The sequence below is a fragment of the Legionella steigerwaltii genome (assembly GCF_001468065.1).
Lineage (GTDB): Bacteria > Pseudomonadota > Gammaproteobacteria > Legionellales > Legionellaceae > Legionella > Legionella steigerwaltii.
Genome location: NZ_LNYZ01000008.1, coordinates 35,062 through 51,737 on the forward strand (window position 1 = coordinate 35,062; position 16,676 = coordinate 51,737).

Below are 16,676 nucleotides of genomic sequence, written 5' to 3' on the forward strand. Positions count from 1 at the left end.
CTAAGGCCTGTTTCCATTTCGCTGGCCAAGGCAGTAGAAATGGTAACAGGCCTTAATAGATTTGGAGCACAAGGTGACCATACCAGCAAATTCTCTTTATCGTTGTGAACAAATTAGAGCTTGTGAGCAGCAAGCAACATCTTTGTATCAATTAGATGAGAATGAATTAATGTCGCGAGCGGGAGCCGAGGCATTTTCACTGATACAAAAACTTTACCCGCATGCACGCCATATTGCTGTATTTTGTGGTGCGGGAAATAATGCTGGTGATGGCTATGTTGTTGCACGTTTGGCGCATGAACAGGGATTATTGGTCACGATTTACCAATGTAAAACAGTAGCTGATCTTCCTTTTGCAGCGCAACATGCAGCGTTAATGGCAATAAATGCTGGGGTTGATTGTCAAGCTGCAGATGAACCCTTAGAGAGCGAAGTCGAGTTAATTATTGATGCTCTATTAGGGATTGGTTTGAAAGGACCTGTACATGGAGTCATTGCATCGGCGATTCATCAGATCAATGCAAGTGGCCTTCCTATAGTGGCTTTGGATATTCCATCAGGTCTTAATGCAGATACGGGAAAGGTTGAGAATTTTTGTGTCAAAGCGAATACTACTCTAACGTTCATTGCACAGAAAGTGGGTATGTATACTGCAGATGGCCCGGACTATTGCGGCGAGATTCATTGTTGTTCCTTACAACTTGATGCGTGTGTATCCAAACTAATTCCTTTGGCACGTCTTTTAAGCCCAACTACTTTATCTTTACCACTTGCTGAGCGTAAAAAAAATTCGCATAAAGGAAATTATGGTCATGTTTTAATAATTGGTGGCGGTCCGGGCATGCCTGGAGCGATTAGCTTGGCAGCAAAAGCAGCAATGCGAGCAGGTGCAGGCGCAGTAACTGTTGCAACTTGGCCTGAGCACGCAAAGAACGCTTTATCATTAATTCCAGAGGCCATGGTAAGCGGGGTAAAAACTGCGAAAGATCTAATGCCCCTCTTAGCTCGTGCCACAGTCTGCATTATTGGTCCCGGTTTAGGAGAGACTGAATGGGCGATTAACTTATTTTTGACCGCCATTACGTCACAATTACCTATGGTGATTGATGCATCCGCATTAAGATTGTTATCTGAGCATGCGCAATTGGATGATAATTGGATTTTAACACCTCATCCTGGTGAAGCGGCTTGCCTGTTAGCTTGTTCTACTGATTTGATTCAAAAAGATAGATACCAGGCGGCTGTAAATATCCAACAGCAATATGGCGGAGTAGTTGTATTGAAGGGAGCAGGGACAGTAATTCAAACTGCAGAAAAAGATACTTTTGTTTGTCCTCGAGGTAATCCGGCGATGGCTAGTGCTGGCATGGGTGATGTATTAAGCGGTATTATTGCGGGCCTTTGTGCGCAAGGATTTTCTTTAGCTGATGCGGCACAATGCGGTGTTTGGGCGCATGCGGTTGCGGGTGACCAGGTCGCAAAAAACTTGGGCGGAGCTGGATTATTAGCCAGTGATTTATTGGATGTTTTACCTCATATATTGAATTATCCTGAATGATGACAAAAAGCGAATCGGATACAGATACAAAAATCATATTAGATTTACCTGATGAAAAGGCAAGTGAACAGTTCGCCGCACAATTGGCGTCATGTCTTTGCCCTTCTTTAATCATAACCTTTAGTGGTGATCTGGGGGCTGGTAAAACCACTATTATTCGAGCCATGTTAAAGCATCTTGGTGTCCAATCTGCGATTAAAAGCCCTACCTTTTCACTGGTAGAAAGCTATATATGCAATCATTTAATCATCCATCATTTTGATCTCTATCGAATACATCATGAAGAAGAGCTGGAATATTTGGGATTCAGGGATTATTTTACGCAGGAGAGTATTTGTTGTATTGAATGGGCAGAAAATGCAGGAAAAACATTGCCTAACGTCGATATTCGTTTTAAGTTAGGTATTAAAGGGGCTGGACGTGAAATGCAAATAATGGCATTGAGCACAGTGGGTAAAAGAATTTTAGCTTGCCTGGCAGGTGAAACATGATATTTCGCTCATGGTGTTTTGTGGTAATGTGTCTCTGCTCCATTGCAACGTTTAGTGCTCAACTTAAGTCCGTGGTATTAAAACAGCAAGGAAATCAAACGTCACTATTTCTAACAATCAATGGACCATTCACACATAAAGTGTTTTTTTTAAGTAATCCCGAACGAGTTGTAGTGGATTTAAAGGAAACACAATTAGCTGTAGATTTAAACCAACTGGGGTTAATCAATGGGTTAGTAAGACAAGTTCGCAGTGGACATTCTGATCCACGAACTTTAAGATTAGTTTTCGACGTGAACCAAAAAGTACAGCTCAGATCATCTCCTTGGAAACCAAGTGGAGCTTTTGGTGGTGTACGCGTTGATTTAATACATAGCGGTCGTCTTGCTTATCCAACGGCAGTCAATATTCCCCAAAAAGCAGCGCCTGTATTACCCAAAAAATCCAGTATAAACAAGACACAACAGGCACGATTACCTGTAAAAATTGAACCGAAACAGTCAACACACCCTATTTTAGCAAATAAACAGCCTATTAAAGTAAGTGGTAAGCCTTCGAATTTACGTGATGTGATTGTTGTTTTGGATGCAGGTCATGGAGGCAAAGACCCTGGGGCTCGAGGTCCTCATCGCAGCCGGGAAAAAGACGTTGTCTTGGCGATTACTTTGAAGTTAAAACAATTAATTGATAGGCAACCAGGAATGCGTGCAGTATTAACCCGTTCTGGGGATTATTATGTAGGACTAAGACAACGCCTGGATATTGCCAGAAAATATAATGGTGATGTATTTGTGGCCATCCACGCGGATGCATTTAATAACCCTCATTCAAATGGTGCTTCGGTATTTGCTTTATCGCAACGAGGAGCAACGAGTGAGGCTGCACGTTGGCTTGCAGAAAAAGAGAACTATTCAGAATTAGGTGGCGTGAACTTGGGTGATTTGGATGATCAAAATGGTGTTGTACGCTCGGTTCTGATTGATTTGTCACAAACAGCTACGATTAATTCAGGATTGCAAATGGGGGGCCGAGTTCTAAATCAACTGGGTAATTTCACTAATTTACATAATAACAAAGTGGAACAAGCTGGATTTGTGGTGTTGAAGTCTGCTGATATTCCTTCAATTTTGGTGGAAACTGGATTTATTTCAAATCCCATAGAAGAACGTAATTTAACAAACCCAAATTATCAAGCACGCTTGAGTCAGGCAATTTTTCAAGGTATTAAAGGCTACTTCTGGGAAAATCCTCCTCATGGATCCCGAATCGAAGCAATGACAACGAATAATGTCCATTTGGTTCGTGCTGGGGAAACTTTACCTGCCATCGCTGCTCGTTATCATATTTCGGTCGCGGCCCTCCAATCCACAAATCATTTACGTGGTATTACTCAGCTTAAGGCTGGACAAAAACTGGTGATTCCTCCGGCATGGGCATAAGAATTCAGCAATTACCACCGCTTATCGCAAATCAAATTGCTGCGGGTGAGGTCATAGAACGACCAGCATCGGTAGTGAAAGAACTCTTGGAAAATTCTTTTGATGCAGGTGCTGATACGATTACCATTGAAATAGGTTATGGTGGTTTGAATCAAATTAAGATCAGTGATAACGGTATGGGAATCGTTGCTGAAGACTTGCCTTTAGCAATTGCTGCGCACGCGACGAGTAAAATTAGTTCACTTAATGACTTATATGCGATTGATAGTATGGGTTTTCGTGGTGAAGCATTGGCCAGCATTGCTTCGGTAGCAAAAGTTACAATTAGCTCTAAACCAGAACAACAAGAAACAGCAGCAATGTTGCGTATACAGGGTACAGAACGATCCATCACTCCCTGTGCTCGTAGTGTAGGAACTACAGTGGATGTGGTTGATTTATTTTTTAATGCACCAGTTCGCAAACGATTTTTAAAAAGTGAAAAACTGGAATTTCAAGCAATAGAAACTGTAGTAAAGCGTTTTGCTTTAAGTGCACCTAAAATCGCGTTAACACTAAGACATAATGGGAAACAGATTTTATCTTTGCCTGCAGCAACAAATGAACAAACTCGTTTAACACGTATAACCCGTATATTAGGAAGTACTTTTGTTAAAGAAGCAATTTATCTTGATGTAGAACATGGCGCAATGAAGCTCAGTGGCTGGATAAGTGGTCCTAATTTTCAGCGCAGCCAAAACGATCGATTGTGGGTTTATATTAACCAGCGCATGGTAAAAGACAAGTTGATTAATCAGGCCTTGAAGCAGGCTTATGATGGTTTGTTACATCCAGGTCGGTTTTCTGCTTGTGTGCTGTACTTAACAATGAACCATGCGGAAGTGGATGTGAATGTACATCCTACCAAGCATGAGGTACGCTTTCAGCAACCTCGGTTGGTATTTGATTTTTTTACTTCCCAATTGAGTGCTGCATTGCAGTCAAAAAAAGATATCAGCGAAGACACTTCATATAGGTTATTCGAACAGCCAAATCGAGAGCAAAGCCAAGAGATTTATGAACCCTATCCCAAATTGACTGGCTCAAGCAGAACTATTTATAACCTAGAACCTGAGCTGTCCTGGGTTCATTTAAATAATAGATATATTTTGGTGTTCATACAGCAGGAGCCTTATGTTGTAGACATAGTAGCCTTACATCAATATAGGTCGCAAGAACTAATCGCCCAGTTAGTTTTGCCTTTAACAAGTAGGCCTTTATTAGTGCCGATTCGTTATTCTCTTCCTCCCAAACTCCAAAACAACAAAGTGGAGTTGGAGCGGTGTCTTAGACAGTTAGGAATGAATCTTGAATGGACGGGAGAGCATGAGGTCCTTATTCGTACTATTCCTCTTTGTATGCCCAATTTGGATTTGCGTTTGTTTCTAGATTCTATTGCTGAATGTGATGAAATTGTTCAGAATCAATTGCTTGAATTACTAAATCAATCACAAACATTTGATCCTAGACTGTTGAGTCTTGAAGAAAAAATGGAATTAAATGAGTTATTACTTAAAATATATAAAGATAAGGATAAGAAAGCTGGGTTATTTAAAGTATTAACACAAGAAGAGTGTAGAAAATTAGTGGATGTCTGAGGGGAGTGGAACCCACCCCTACCCCTCTCCCACGAGGGGGAGAAGAGGGGATTCTCTTCTTAACATAAGTTAAGAAATATCCCTTCTCCCTATAAGGGAGAAGGTGCCCGCCAGGGCGGATGAGGGTATGATTAAGACTTGTTTGGTTGAGACGATGAATGGTTAAATTAATTTTTTGTTTGATGGGACCTACTGCCTCAGGGAAAACGGCCTTAGCTTGTGAATTGGTAACACGTTATCCTTTTGAAATTATTAGTGTCGATTCCGCAATGATTTATCGGGATATGAATATTGGAACTGCCAAACCAACTCTTCAGGAGCGACAAACTGCACCACATCATTTAATTGATATCAAAGATCCTATTGAGTCCTATTCGGCTGCTCAATTTTGTACTGACACTCTATCCTTATGCGAGGAGATTATCAAAAAAGGCAAAATTCCTCTACTCGTAGGGGGAACGATGATGTATTTTAATGCGTTACAAAAAGGCTTATCTACTTTGCCAGAAGCGGAGCCAATTGTGCGTCAGCAATTAGAAGATGAGGCTGCTTTATGTGGTTGGCCTGTTCTCCATCAAAAATTAGTACATATTGACCCTGAATCTGCTGCTCGTATTCATGCGCATGATGCACAACGAATTCAGCGTGCATTAGAGGTATATTATTTGACTGGTAAAACATTATCTTCTTTTCTTAATCAGGAGCATGAAAAACCTGATTATCATTTTGTGAACTTTATTCTTTTTCCTGAGCAAAGGGCATGGTTGCATGAACGTATTGCACAACGCTTTGATCAGATGTTAGTGGAAGGCTTTATTGAAGAAGTAAAACAGTTGCAGCAAAAATGGAATTTAACCATGAATTTACCCGCAATGCGTTGTGTAGGGTATAGGCAAGCACTTGAATATTTACAAGATGATACTGATTACTCCCTAATGCGTGAAAAAGGGATTGCTGCCACGCGACAATTGGCGAAACGTCAGTTAACTTGGCTTAGACATTGGGGCGAGGCTTTTTATTATGATCCACAAAATGAGTCTTTTCGCGATGAGATTATAGCGAAAATTGGGGAAATATTAGATAATCCTACCAAATAAGTTTTTAAAGGAACATCATGTTAAAAGCTAAAAAAAAACCAGCGAGTACAGAAAAAAATTATGTGGTACATCGTAATGAATTACCTCTGAGTTGTCCAACGAAGGATATGGTGTTATGGAACGCTCATCCTAAGGTTTATTTACCTATCGAAAAAACTGGAGTAGAAGTTTGTCCTTATTGTGGTTCGCGGTTTGTTTTACAGAATGATTAAATCCATTTGTATTGTACGTTTATCTGCATTAGGTGATGTTCTAATGGCTGTTCCGCTCATTAGAACATTACAAGCCAGTCTCCCACAAGCCAAATTGACTTGGATCATTTCCAAGCCTGCTTTTGATTTGGTAGAAGGGATGGATGGTGTTGAGTTTATTCTAATCGACAAACCGAACAGTGTTGTAGACTATTGGCGCTTTAAAAAACAAATGAAAGGGCGTACTTTTGATGTGTTATTAGCACCACAAGCCAGTCTTAGGACAAATTTTCTCTATCCCCTGATCAGAGCAAAACGAAAAATAGGGTACGATGAGCATCGAGCGAATGATGCTCATGGTTTATTTGTTAATGAGCGCATTACTCCAGGTTTAGAGCATACTTTGGATGGTTTTTTGAAATTTGCTCAGGCCTTAGGAATAAAGGAACGTGTTATTCGCTGGGATTTACCTATTTCCCCTGCAGATTATGAATGGGCAGAACACCATTTACCAAAACAAGGTCCCATCTTAGTCATTAATCCTGCAGCAAGCAAACCTGAACGCAGTTGGCCTGTTGATCGTTATATAGAAGTCTTACAGCGAGCTCAGGAACAATGGAATGTGCAAGTAGTTATAACTGGGGGGCCGATTGATTTTGATAAACATTTGGCAGAACAAATAGCTCAAGTTATTCCTGCAATCAATCTCGTTGGCAAAACCAAACCCAAACAGTTATTGGCGCTTATTAGCAAAGCGACCGTTGTTCTTTGTCCTGACACAGGTCCTTCACATATGTCTACTGCCGTAAACACCCCAGTTATTGCATTGCATGCAGTGACTAACCCGCTTATTTCCGGCCCTTACCTTTTTCAACATTTAGTTGTTAACCGTTATCCTGAAGCAGCAGAAAAAATTCTGGGTTGCAAGCGAATTGAAGATGTTTGGGGACAGCATGTCCATGGTGAAGAGCCCATGCAATTGATTTCTGTTGATGAGGTCATGGAGAGGCTATCAACCGTTTTGGATGATAAGTAGAGTCTACTGTATCACCGGAAAGCCATATTTGGCTCTTAAACGAACAATACACTGATAAATGCTCACATACTGATGTATGCTGCGCTTTCTCAACGTTTTGTTCGTTCAACCTGAGCTCAAAATCTGACTTTCCACCAAGATTCAAGCATATCCCCCTGAACGGTTATGCTAAACTCAATTAGAAAGAGCTAAGCTGCCCTGTTGTGTCATTTCGGCTTGTGTTTCAAATGATACGACATTCGGATGGAATTTCATTACTGTGGCGCGATGCGCAATACTAACCACCGTGGTGTTAGGTAGTTTCTCTTTTAAAAGACGATAGAGAAAATCCTCACTTGGCTCATCTAGTGAGGCAGTCGCTTCATCTAAAAATAGCCAATCCGGTTTCTTTAATAAGGCTCTGGCAAAAGAAATGCGTTGCTTCTGACCACGAGATAATCTTTTTGACCAGGTGTCTTCTTTTTCTAATTCTGGAATAAACTGTTCCATTTTTCCGCCAACAGCAAATAATACAGCTATATATTGTTCGTCAGTATACGTGTTGGTTAAATCAGGATAAGCAAGCACGGCCTTTAATGAATCTTGAGGAATGATTGGTTCTTGAGGTAAAAAATAAGTTTTCTGATGTTGGGGAATCCGGATTTCGCCTGTTCCATAGGCCCAAGTGTTACGGGCTGCTTTGAAAAAAGTACTTTTACCTGCTCCTGAAGGTGCTGTGAGTAGCGTATTTTCTCCAGGTTTAATTTCCAAATTTAAGTTGCGTATAATGTAGCCTGAGCTTGAGGCGCGTGGATAAGCAATGCTTAAATTTTTTACGGTTAAAGTACTTTCATGAGATTCATGGACATGAATATTTTTGGGACTTATTTCATCGCCTTCATTCTCCAACTCCTCTTCCAGATCGACAATTCGCTGGATACTGGTTTGATACTTTTTCAATGATGTGTAGGAATTAACGAACCAATTTAAGGCATTACTGACTTCATTGAAAGAAGCCCCGATTTGTACCAGTTGACCAAAATCGATTAATCCTGAGAAATAGGCAGGAGCAGCAAAAAGATAGGGTAATATATCGGCAAGATAACTATTACTCATTTGAAAGGCGGAGACCTTTAAATCAACCCACATTTTCTGAAACGCATTTTGAGATACTTGCTCTAAATCATTTTCTAATACCTTTTGGTGATAAGGTTCCCCACATTCGAGGGCAATATTTTCAGATTCGTTATGAACGAATTCCAAATCCTTTCTAAATTTTGCCTCTAAAAGATCCTCCTTTTGATTAATCGTTGTTAAGGATTTGCCTAACATATGGGTAATCACGGCATTTACTAAGGCAACACCTAATGAAGCCCATACCAGATATCCTGGAATAATGAAGTTAACACCGAAAACCACTATTGTGAGCGTACCGCCAATAACCCATAGAGTGCCAATAAAGGTTACTAAGGTGAGTGTCGATCTGAGAAATTCAGTGCTTAACGAAAGGGTGTGCTCAACAAAGTGTTTAATGTTTCCTTGGATACGTTGATCTGGATTGTCGATATGTGGTGAAACACGCGCTAAGTCTAAATAATTTTTTTTCCCAAAGAGGTATTTATTAATGTACTTTGATGATAACCATGACCGCCACTTGATGGATAATGTATCGGTTAAATAATCCATTAAGGTGCTCATTCCAACAATAACTGCACTGGTTAGCGCGATGAGACCGCTATAAAAAAAGAACCCAGTCAGTTCTTTTGCCGTAAGGGCTGCCCAAAACCCTAAAAAACCCCAAGGCAAGCAAGCTGTTAACGCAACAATGGCAAGAATGCAAAAAACAATTCCTCCAAGCAAGAGCCATGCAGTTAATTTTTGATCGGAATTAATAAAATAATCACTAAATAATTGAAACGCTTTTTTTCTGTAGGAAATGTCCATTTTTTTATTCCATTTCTTTAAATTAGCGTACGTTCGGGATAAAGATTTTAATGAGTCAGAATCTCTGGAGCCGTGCGGGCTGAGTTCTTCAAGAATCGGCTGAATCCTTCAAGAGTTTCTGGATCGGATGCGTTTGGAATCGTCTCAAAGTTTTGGCACGACACTTTGACTATCATGCCAAGACTTCAAGACGACGTAAAGACAACCGCGTATTTCTGATTGGGAGGATGATTTATCAGGTCATATAATCCATATATTTTTGCGTCGCTTTTTTATCGGGTTTTGTAAATACATACCCTGCAGAAGTAGGAACACGCGTTACATAAAACGTATCAATTTCGTCAAGATACTTAGTGGCATCAAATCCAATTTTTGAGCTAAGAGTGTGCTTTTTCGCAGACGGATCAAGCTTTGAACCCAGAGCACCATTGACCACTACAAGATCTCTTTCTGCTTGAAAACGTGTGGCTACGGCCCATTCAATTTGATTTTTGTCATCAATATCGATGTCATCATCGACGACAATGACAAATTTTATATCGTAATGGCATCCTAGGGCACAGCAAATAACATTCTTCGCTTCTCCCAAATTCGATTTTTTCATTTTAACAACCATATGGTACCGACCTAACCCACCTGGAGTTAATCTTAAATCCAAAACATTGGGAAAATTTAATTGTATTCGTTCAAGCAAAGAAGCTTCTCGTGGTACTCCCCCTAATACTATATTTTCTAACCCTGAAGGATGATTTGTTTCAAATATGGGTTTTTGCCTATGGGTGATACAAAGAACGTGTATTACCGGTAGCATGGAGCTGCCGCTATAGTATTTAGGGAATTCACCAAAAGGTCCTTCTAAGGCTTTTACTCCAGGAAGAATAATTCCCTCAATAGAAATTTCTGCTTCGGCAGGTATGAATACATTATTGGTGTACGATTTCACTGTAGATAATGGTCTACCCATGAGTGCACCAGCAATTTCCAACTCAGATTGATCGCGTGGCGCTATCATTTGAGAGGACATTTTAGTTAAGGGATCATGGCCAATTGTAATCGTGATAGGTAAAGGTAGCCCTTGACTTTCTGCATACTGATGATAGGCGTAAAGATCACGCGGCAACATCAATATACCTAACTTATCTGGTGCATGAACTTGCATGCGATTAATTGAAGTATTCTGTTTGCCAGTTTGTAAATTTAAACCGTGTACTAATCCGGAGGTAATGTATGGCCCCGCATCCTTTTCATGATGCGTTACCACAGGAAAAAATTTTAACAGATCAATATTCTTATCAATCACTACTTGATGTACGGGCGCTTGTTCCTGATTTACAGGACTCCAGGGAATAGGATTATGCAAGGCTTTTGATATATGTTGTAACATTTCAGATTCATGTACATTCATGGCTTCAGCGGCCCAGCTGCGCTGGCCTAATATTCCTGCCACAATAGGGATTTCATATCCTTGAGGTTCAGGAAAGAAACACGCTTTTTTCCCTTCATACTGTTCTATCCAAGTCATTACTTCAAATTTTGGATTGATGCCGGTTTTGCAAACCATTAATCGTTCTGTGTTATAAAGTTGATCAAGCCAATCGCGCAAATTATTCATCAGTTAATCCCTATTAATAATGTAGGCAGTCAAGAAAATGAACATTTTGAAATGTGTTGAAAGAACCGGTGGATGAGGTATCTTTGGGGGGGAGTGTTTCTTTGGATTGGACCGCAAAAAGTAATCCATACCCTGCATGTTCTTCTACGATGATTTGATAGTCATTGAGGATAATATCATGGCTCGCCAGAAATTGTTCTGGATTATCTAATAACAATTTTTTTAAACCCTCATTCTCTTTAACTTCATTAAGTAGGTTGGTTAATTTTTCTACGAACGAAGGTGATTGAATGTCTTGCATGCTCATCTCCCTATTCAGCAAGTATTATTACCTCTTTATCTTAGAGGGATTGAATTGATTAGGACAATAATAGCACCTATTTCTGTTGCCCGTCCCATGATTTGAATCGTTTTTACGGTGGTCCTTAATTGATGCTAATATAATCTTATATGCATTTTTAAATGTTTTACTTGAAAACGCGCATTGTCATTAACTTGGATTCATATATGAATAGCAACGAATTAAAGACATTTTTAATGGTTTATGAATACCGCTCTTTTTCAATTGCAGCAAAACGTTTGTATGTCACTCAATCAGCAGTAAGTAAACGCATTAATAATTTGGAGATAGAATTTAAAGTCAAACTATTTGAAACGAGAGGAGGGTTGCTTTTTCCTACTATGGAAGGGGAGTTACTCATACCCTATGCTCGGTTGCTTTTACATACCATGTATAATGCTGCTGATAATTTAAAAAATCCTGAACTTGAAGAAATACCGGTATTTCTTGGTACTTCAACTTTTCCAGCGTTGCAATTTTTACCGCTTTTTATCGATTATTTGATGGCAAATCAAATCAATTTTCCTAATTTTCATATTAAACAGATGATGAAACAAGAGCTTGTCCCCGGGCTACAAAATGGATTGATTGATTTGGCTCTAACCACAGAAGATCTAGTGGTCGATAGTGCCATTATAAGCCATCAACTTGATGAAGAGGATGTTATCATTGTTGTATCGCCTAAACATGAATTAGCCAATGAAAAAAAGGTTGATTTAGCAAAGCTTGCCCAATATCGGTGCATTTTGACGGAGCGCGGTTTTTCCATTCGCGATAATTTAGAACGAATTTTTTCCAAGCATGAATTGCCACTTCCAGTGGGACATGAGTTATTTTCTTTCGATGCAATAAAAAAATTGGTAAAAACAGGGTTGGGTTGGAGCGCATTACCAAAGCAATATTGTGATCATGAGTTGGTAAATTTAGAAATAAACAACTATTCTGAAAAAATAAGATTGTGTTGGTACTGCCACAAGAATCGCGTTAGCTCTAAAATTATACAGTATGTAGGAGAATTGCTGAAGAACTCGATCCATCATATTCATTATCAATAGAGACTAGCAGTCAGTCAAAACTCTATTGGCCCACTTTATTTTAAGGAAGTAAAAATGTCAGGGAAGAATCAGTTCTCTAATCATGATATGAAATATCCCTCACAACGCATGCCTATTTATGCAAAAAATTGTGTGGCCACTTCACAGCCTTTGGCGGCCCAAGTGGGCTTGCAAATCTTACAGAATGGAGGTAATGCAGTTGATGCTGCGATTGCAACGGCGATTACCCTAACTGTGGTTGAACCGACAATGAATAGTCTCGGAAGCGATGTTTTTGCTATGGTTTGGGATGGGAAACATTTGCACGGCCTTAATGCGTCAGGTAAATCGCCACATGTTTGGAATCGGACTCATTTTGCACGTTATAAAACAATGCCTCAGTCAGGCTGGGATACTGTAACTGTGCCAGGAGCAGTTTCAGGTTGGCTGGCCTTAGCTAAAGAATTTGGGCGGTTACCTTTTGCTCAGTTATTCGAGCAAGCAATAAATTATGCGAAAAATGGATTTCTAGTATCACCTATTGTTGCCGAGCAGTGGCAAATGTACGCCAAATCTTTTAAAAATAATCCTGAATTTGCCCGGGCTTTTTTGCCAAAAGGTCGGGCTCCTAATGCTGGAGAGCTATTCTGTTTTCCGCAGTATGCAAAAACTTTAGAGCAGGTAGCTCAGTCAAAGGGCAAAGCTTTTTATGAAGGTGAAATCGCTGAAAAAATAGCGCACTATGCAAAACAGGAGGGCGCTTTATTAACCCTTGAGGATCTGAAAACACATCAACCCCATAAAGCCATTCCCTTAAAACTGAATTATCGCGGCTACGAGCTTTATGAATTGCCACCTAATGGCCAAGGTTTAACCGTTTTGATCGCCTTAGGCATTTTACACTATTTTGATATGCACCAATATCCAGTTGATTCAGCGGACAGTATCCATTTGCAAATTGAAGCGATGAAATTAGCCTTTAGCGATGCGAAGCGTTATATTGCAGATCCCGATTTTATGCAGATTAAAGTAGAAGATTTATTAACGCCTGAGTATTTAAGTCAACGAGCCAAATTGATTCATAAGAAACGTGCGCAAAGTCCTGAATATGGCATACCCCATGAGCAGGGAACTGTTTACCTAACTACAAGTGATAGTAAGGGTATGATGGTTTCTTTTATCCAATCTCATTACTTAGGATTTGGTTCGGGGGTGGTAATTCCAGACTCAGGGATTCTCATGCAAAACCGTGGTGCTTGTTTTACTTTAGAACCAGGACATCCTAATGAGGTTGCTGGGAATAAACTCCCCTTTCATACGATTCTTCCTGGTTTTCTATTTAAGGATAATAAACCGTTGATGAGTTTTGGCGTAATGGGCGGACATATGCAGGCACAAGGTCATGTACAGGTTATTGTAAGATTATGTGATTACCAACAAAATCCCCAAACGGTATTGGATGCACCACGTTGGTATATTTCCCCAGATAATAAAATTAGTCTAGAAGCTTCTATTCATCCAAAAGTGATTAAAGAGTTGATAGATCGTGGCCATGAGCTTGTTCCTAGTCCCACTTCTATTTATGGAGGGGGACAAGCAATTTACTGTTTGGAAGAAGGTTATATGGCTGTGTCCGATCCAAGAAAAGATGGGCAAGCTGTTGGATTTTGATTAAATTAGATTTAAAACAAATGGGTGGTATGCTCTCGTGTACGGCTAAAAGATGTAGTTCTTACTACTATCTAAAGCAGTTTTATTGTTATCACGTTCAAATAAAGCAAGTTCCTTCTCATTACTTTCTTTACTAAAACAACTACTCCAAAAAGAATAGGACACTGAGTTATGTTGTTTCGGTCTAAAGTGCGTGGGGGGGGCTTGATCATAAAAAAGTTCATCTGAGCATGCAGGTGTGTGTTTGCGGATTTTTAAATGAGATGACTCTCTCGGAGAGCTTGCCTCCTCATATCGCTTTGCTTCTTCTTGTAAATGTTCTATAGGTTGTTCTTTAAAGCGGTAAACATTCATAAAAATCATACATGCTTGAAGAATCATTAATGTTACGCCAACTACTGGATTAAGAGTTAAACCCAGTGCAACTAATAATCCACCAGCTACTAAAATCGAGCCGAGATTATAAGCTAAGCTTATGGTCAGATTTTGATTTATATTGGATACAGTTTGTTTCGAGATCGCAAAAACTGACGCGATTGGTAATAACATTCCCTTATGAATGACAGCTCCTGCCGCCTCTTGAGTTAATACATCACTACTGTCAGATATTACTGCTATGCCCAAGTTGCTGACTTTAATTGCAGGGGTGTCATTTCCAGCATCGCCTACCATAGCTACTTTACGTCCTTTCCTCCTTAAAGCGAGAATATGAGCAGTTTTTGACTTATCATTTTCCTCTTGAGCATTCCCCACTATAGCGGTTGGAGGACAGCCGGCATAAACGTGTTCAATACCAAGCGCTTTAGCATAGCGATGTGCAGTTTCTTCATCCGCTCCAGTACACAAGCAGATTTCTTTGCCCATTGCCTTTAATGTTTGAATAGTACAATATGCATCTTCACGAAGAGGATCTGTTATTACCATAAATCCAATTACGGTATTATCGCGTGCAACATAGACTAATTGATCTCCAGCTTCTAATTCGGGTTGTTTGAATCCAGATGGGATGGAGATGCCTTTTTCTTTCATTAAAGTCATACTGCCAATGGTATATTTTTTATTCTTTATTTTTCCAGAAACTCCAGAATGATGAGAGTCATCAAACTCCGTGACTTCATGGTTTTGTGTTTGATATTGATTTGCAAAAGAATAAATGGCTTGGCCTATAGGATGACTCGATTTTTTTTCAAGGGTAGAGCAATAGGAGAGGAAATCTGCTTCTGAAAGCCCGCTTTCATCAAATAGATAAAGTTCTGTGACACTAGAAACTCCGGTTGTTAAGGTGCCATTCAAATCAAAAATTACGGTATTTATTTGTTCTGCGTGTTGCAATGTTTTGGCACTGTTAAATGTAACCCCATTTTCTGCTGCTTTGTGCATCCCTGTTTTTACTGCAAACGGAGTAATTAAACCTAAAGTACAGGGGCAAGCACTTACTAAAACCGAGACAGCGCATTGAATTGCTATAGCTGCAGGATAAAAGAGTCCAATAATGATTCCGGAGGCAACTGCTAATGCAATTACGGCTGGGATAAAATAGGTTAATAGTTCTTCTGTTTTTATTTCGATGGGGGCTGCGTCCAGCGCCGATGCTTCTATTGCCGCATCAAGCCTTGCTAGATAGGATTCTTTTTGAGTTTTTGTGACACGAATGGCTAAAGGGGGCATATTGTAAGGTAAACGCATGCCCGCGACTACTTTTGCTTGTGGGGGAAAATAATGAGGGCGAGTGGCTCCTGTAATAATGGTATTGTAAATGATGCTTTCATTTTCACAAATGCCATCAAGAGGAATAACTTCCCCTTGATGCACGATAATCACATCGTCTTCGTTGATCAGTTCTAAACTAATTTCATCAAAACCTTTAGAATTTCGTTTTCTTACAAATTTAGGGGCTCTGTCCTGAAATTTTGTTGTGCCAATTTTTTCTTTAATGGTTTCTTCTATCGCAATACCTATATGTCTAAAGCCATAAATAAGCAAACCCGCTTCAAACATCATAGGAAGCCACGGTACGAAGAGTGATGCGATGGAAAAGATGATGATGGAGGCAGTACTGAGGGCAAATAAACTGTCCATGGTTAATTTTTTGCTCTTGGTCAGTTTTATCCACGCGTCATAATAGGAATTAGCGCCTAAGGCTAGGGTTAATAAAGTACTAAAAACAGCAAGTGAAATCATAAACGGGAGTGAGAGCCCGCCAGCAAGACAAAGAATAAGTACCGCCACTCCTGACAGGCATCCGAGAGCACCAAGTAACCAATGCGAGGTAAAAAATTTTTTGGTTTTATTAAATATTCGATTTAAAGTACCTGTTTGTGCAGGTTGTATTTGCGGTTCATCTTTTTTATCCGGTTGATATTGATACTCTTCGCATGAAAAACCTATTTCATCGATGTGCTTCTTGATTTCCGACCAGATTTCTTTGTCGGCTCGCTTGTCCTCATCCTTAATAATAACTGTTGTTTTTTTAGGATCAGGTGTTGTGAGGTCTGCATGGAAATGGATTAGTTTGTCAGACAGTTGGTCCTTTAGGTAGTTTTTAATAGTTCCACTACAACCACCGCAAGTCATTCCGTTAACATAAAAAATATAGCTTCTGGATTTAGGCATACTGGCTCGTCAATTAAGGGTTCATTTATTAATG

13 protein-coding genes are annotated in these 16,676 nt (G+C 39.8%); 9 read left to right on the forward strand and 4 right to left on the reverse strand.

Translation table 11 applies throughout. From position 1 onward, the window contains the following. Positions 1–79 precede the first annotated feature (79 nt). From Lstg_RS05535 to Lstg_RS05565, 7 genes are all read left to right on the forward strand, one after another. Entirely contained in the window at positions 80–1,558 is a 1,479-nt protein-coding gene (locus tag Lstg_RS05535; protein WP_058476791.1) for a bifunctional ADP-dependent NAD(P)H-hydrate dehydratase/NAD(P)H-hydrate epimerase, read from the forward strand. Beyond that, on the forward strand, positions 1,555–2,049 hold the full coding sequence (tsaE, locus tag Lstg_RS05540; RefSeq protein WP_058476668.1) for a tRNA (adenosine(37)-N6)-threonylcarbamoyltransferase complex ATPase subunit type 1 TsaE: 495 nt from the start codon (positions 1,555–1,557) through the stop codon (positions 2,047–2,049). The genes Lstg_RS05535 and tsaE overlap by 4 nt, the downstream gene beginning before the upstream one ends. Beyond that, positions 2,046–3,488 carry an N-acetylmuramoyl-L-alanine amidase family protein gene (locus Lstg_RS05545; protein WP_058476669.1) on the forward strand — a complete coding sequence of 481 codons (1,443 nt, stop codon included), beginning with the start codon at positions 2,046–2,048 and terminating at the stop codon, positions 3,486–3,488. The genes tsaE and Lstg_RS05545 overlap by 4 nt, the downstream gene beginning before the upstream one ends. Then, positions 3,479–5,125 (forward strand): DNA mismatch repair endonuclease MutL, encoded by a 1,647-nt coding sequence (gene mutL / locus Lstg_RS05550; RefSeq protein WP_058476670.1) that lies wholly within the window; start codon positions 3,479–3,481, stop codon positions 5,123–5,125. Before Lstg_RS05545 ends, mutL begins: the two co-directional genes overlap by 10 nt. Before the next feature lie 158 nt (positions 5,126–5,283). After that, positions 5,284–6,222, forward strand: a complete 939-nt coding sequence (gene miaA, locus Lstg_RS05555; RefSeq protein ID WP_058476671.1) for a tRNA (adenosine(37)-N6)-dimethylallyltransferase MiaA — start codon at positions 5,284–5,286, stop codon at positions 6,220–6,222. Between the two features lie 17 nt (positions 6,223–6,239). Further along, entirely contained in the window at positions 6,240–6,434 is a 195-nt protein-coding gene (locus Lstg_RS05560; RefSeq protein ID WP_058476672.1) for a zinc-finger domain-containing protein, read from the forward strand. Continuing rightward, on the forward strand, positions 6,427–7,449 hold the full coding sequence (locus tag Lstg_RS05565; protein WP_058476673.1) for a glycosyltransferase family 9 protein: 1,023 nt from the start codon (positions 6,427–6,429) through the stop codon (positions 7,447–7,449). Before Lstg_RS05560 ends, Lstg_RS05565 begins: the two co-directional genes overlap by 8 nt. A gap of 174 nt (positions 7,450–7,623) precedes the next feature. Here the strand turns inward: Lstg_RS05565 and Lstg_RS05570 are convergent, their stop codons facing one another. The 3 genes from Lstg_RS05570 to Lstg_RS05580 all read right to left on the reverse strand — a co-directional run bounded on the left by Lstg_RS05570 (position 7,624) and on the right by Lstg_RS05580 (position 11,285). Then, the gene (locus tag Lstg_RS05570) at positions 7,624–9,372 is read right to left on the reverse strand and encodes an ABC transporter ATP-binding protein/permease (protein WP_058476674.1); all 1,749 of its coding nucleotides are present in this window, start codon (positions 9,370–9,372) and stop codon (positions 7,624–7,626) included. Between the two features lie 235 nt (positions 9,373–9,607). Then, complete coding sequence (locus Lstg_RS05575) at positions 9,608–10,984, reverse strand: UbiD family decarboxylase (protein ID WP_058476675.1); 1,377 nt, start codon at positions 10,982–10,984, stop codon at positions 9,608–9,610. Positions 10,985–10,997: 13 nt separating this feature from the next. Further along, the gene (locus Lstg_RS05580) at positions 10,998–11,285 is read right to left on the reverse strand and encodes a hypothetical protein (RefSeq protein ID WP_058476676.1); all 288 of its coding nucleotides are present in this window, start codon (positions 11,283–11,285) and stop codon (positions 10,998–11,000) included. Positions 11,286–11,491: 206 nt separating this feature from the next. Between Lstg_RS05580 and Lstg_RS05585 the strand changes: the two genes are divergently transcribed. Then, on the forward strand, positions 11,492–12,379 hold the full coding sequence (locus tag Lstg_RS05585) for a LysR family transcriptional regulator (protein WP_058476677.1): 888 nt from the start codon (positions 11,492–11,494) through the stop codon (positions 12,377–12,379). Positions 12,380–12,433: 54 nt separating this feature from the next. Next, complete coding sequence (ggt, locus tag Lstg_RS05590) at positions 12,434–14,029, forward strand: gamma-glutamyltransferase (RefSeq protein WP_238585376.1); 1,596 nt, start codon at positions 12,434–12,436, stop codon at positions 14,027–14,029. A gap of 45 nt (positions 14,030–14,074) precedes the next feature. On the opposite strand, the gene Lstg_RS05595 is transcribed toward ggt, so the two are convergent. Further along, positions 14,075–16,642, reverse strand: coding sequence for a heavy metal translocating P-type ATPase (locus Lstg_RS05595; protein WP_058476678.1), 2,568 nt, complete (start codon positions 16,640–16,642; stop codon positions 14,075–14,077). Between the last annotated feature and the right edge of the window lie 34 nt (positions 16,643–16,676).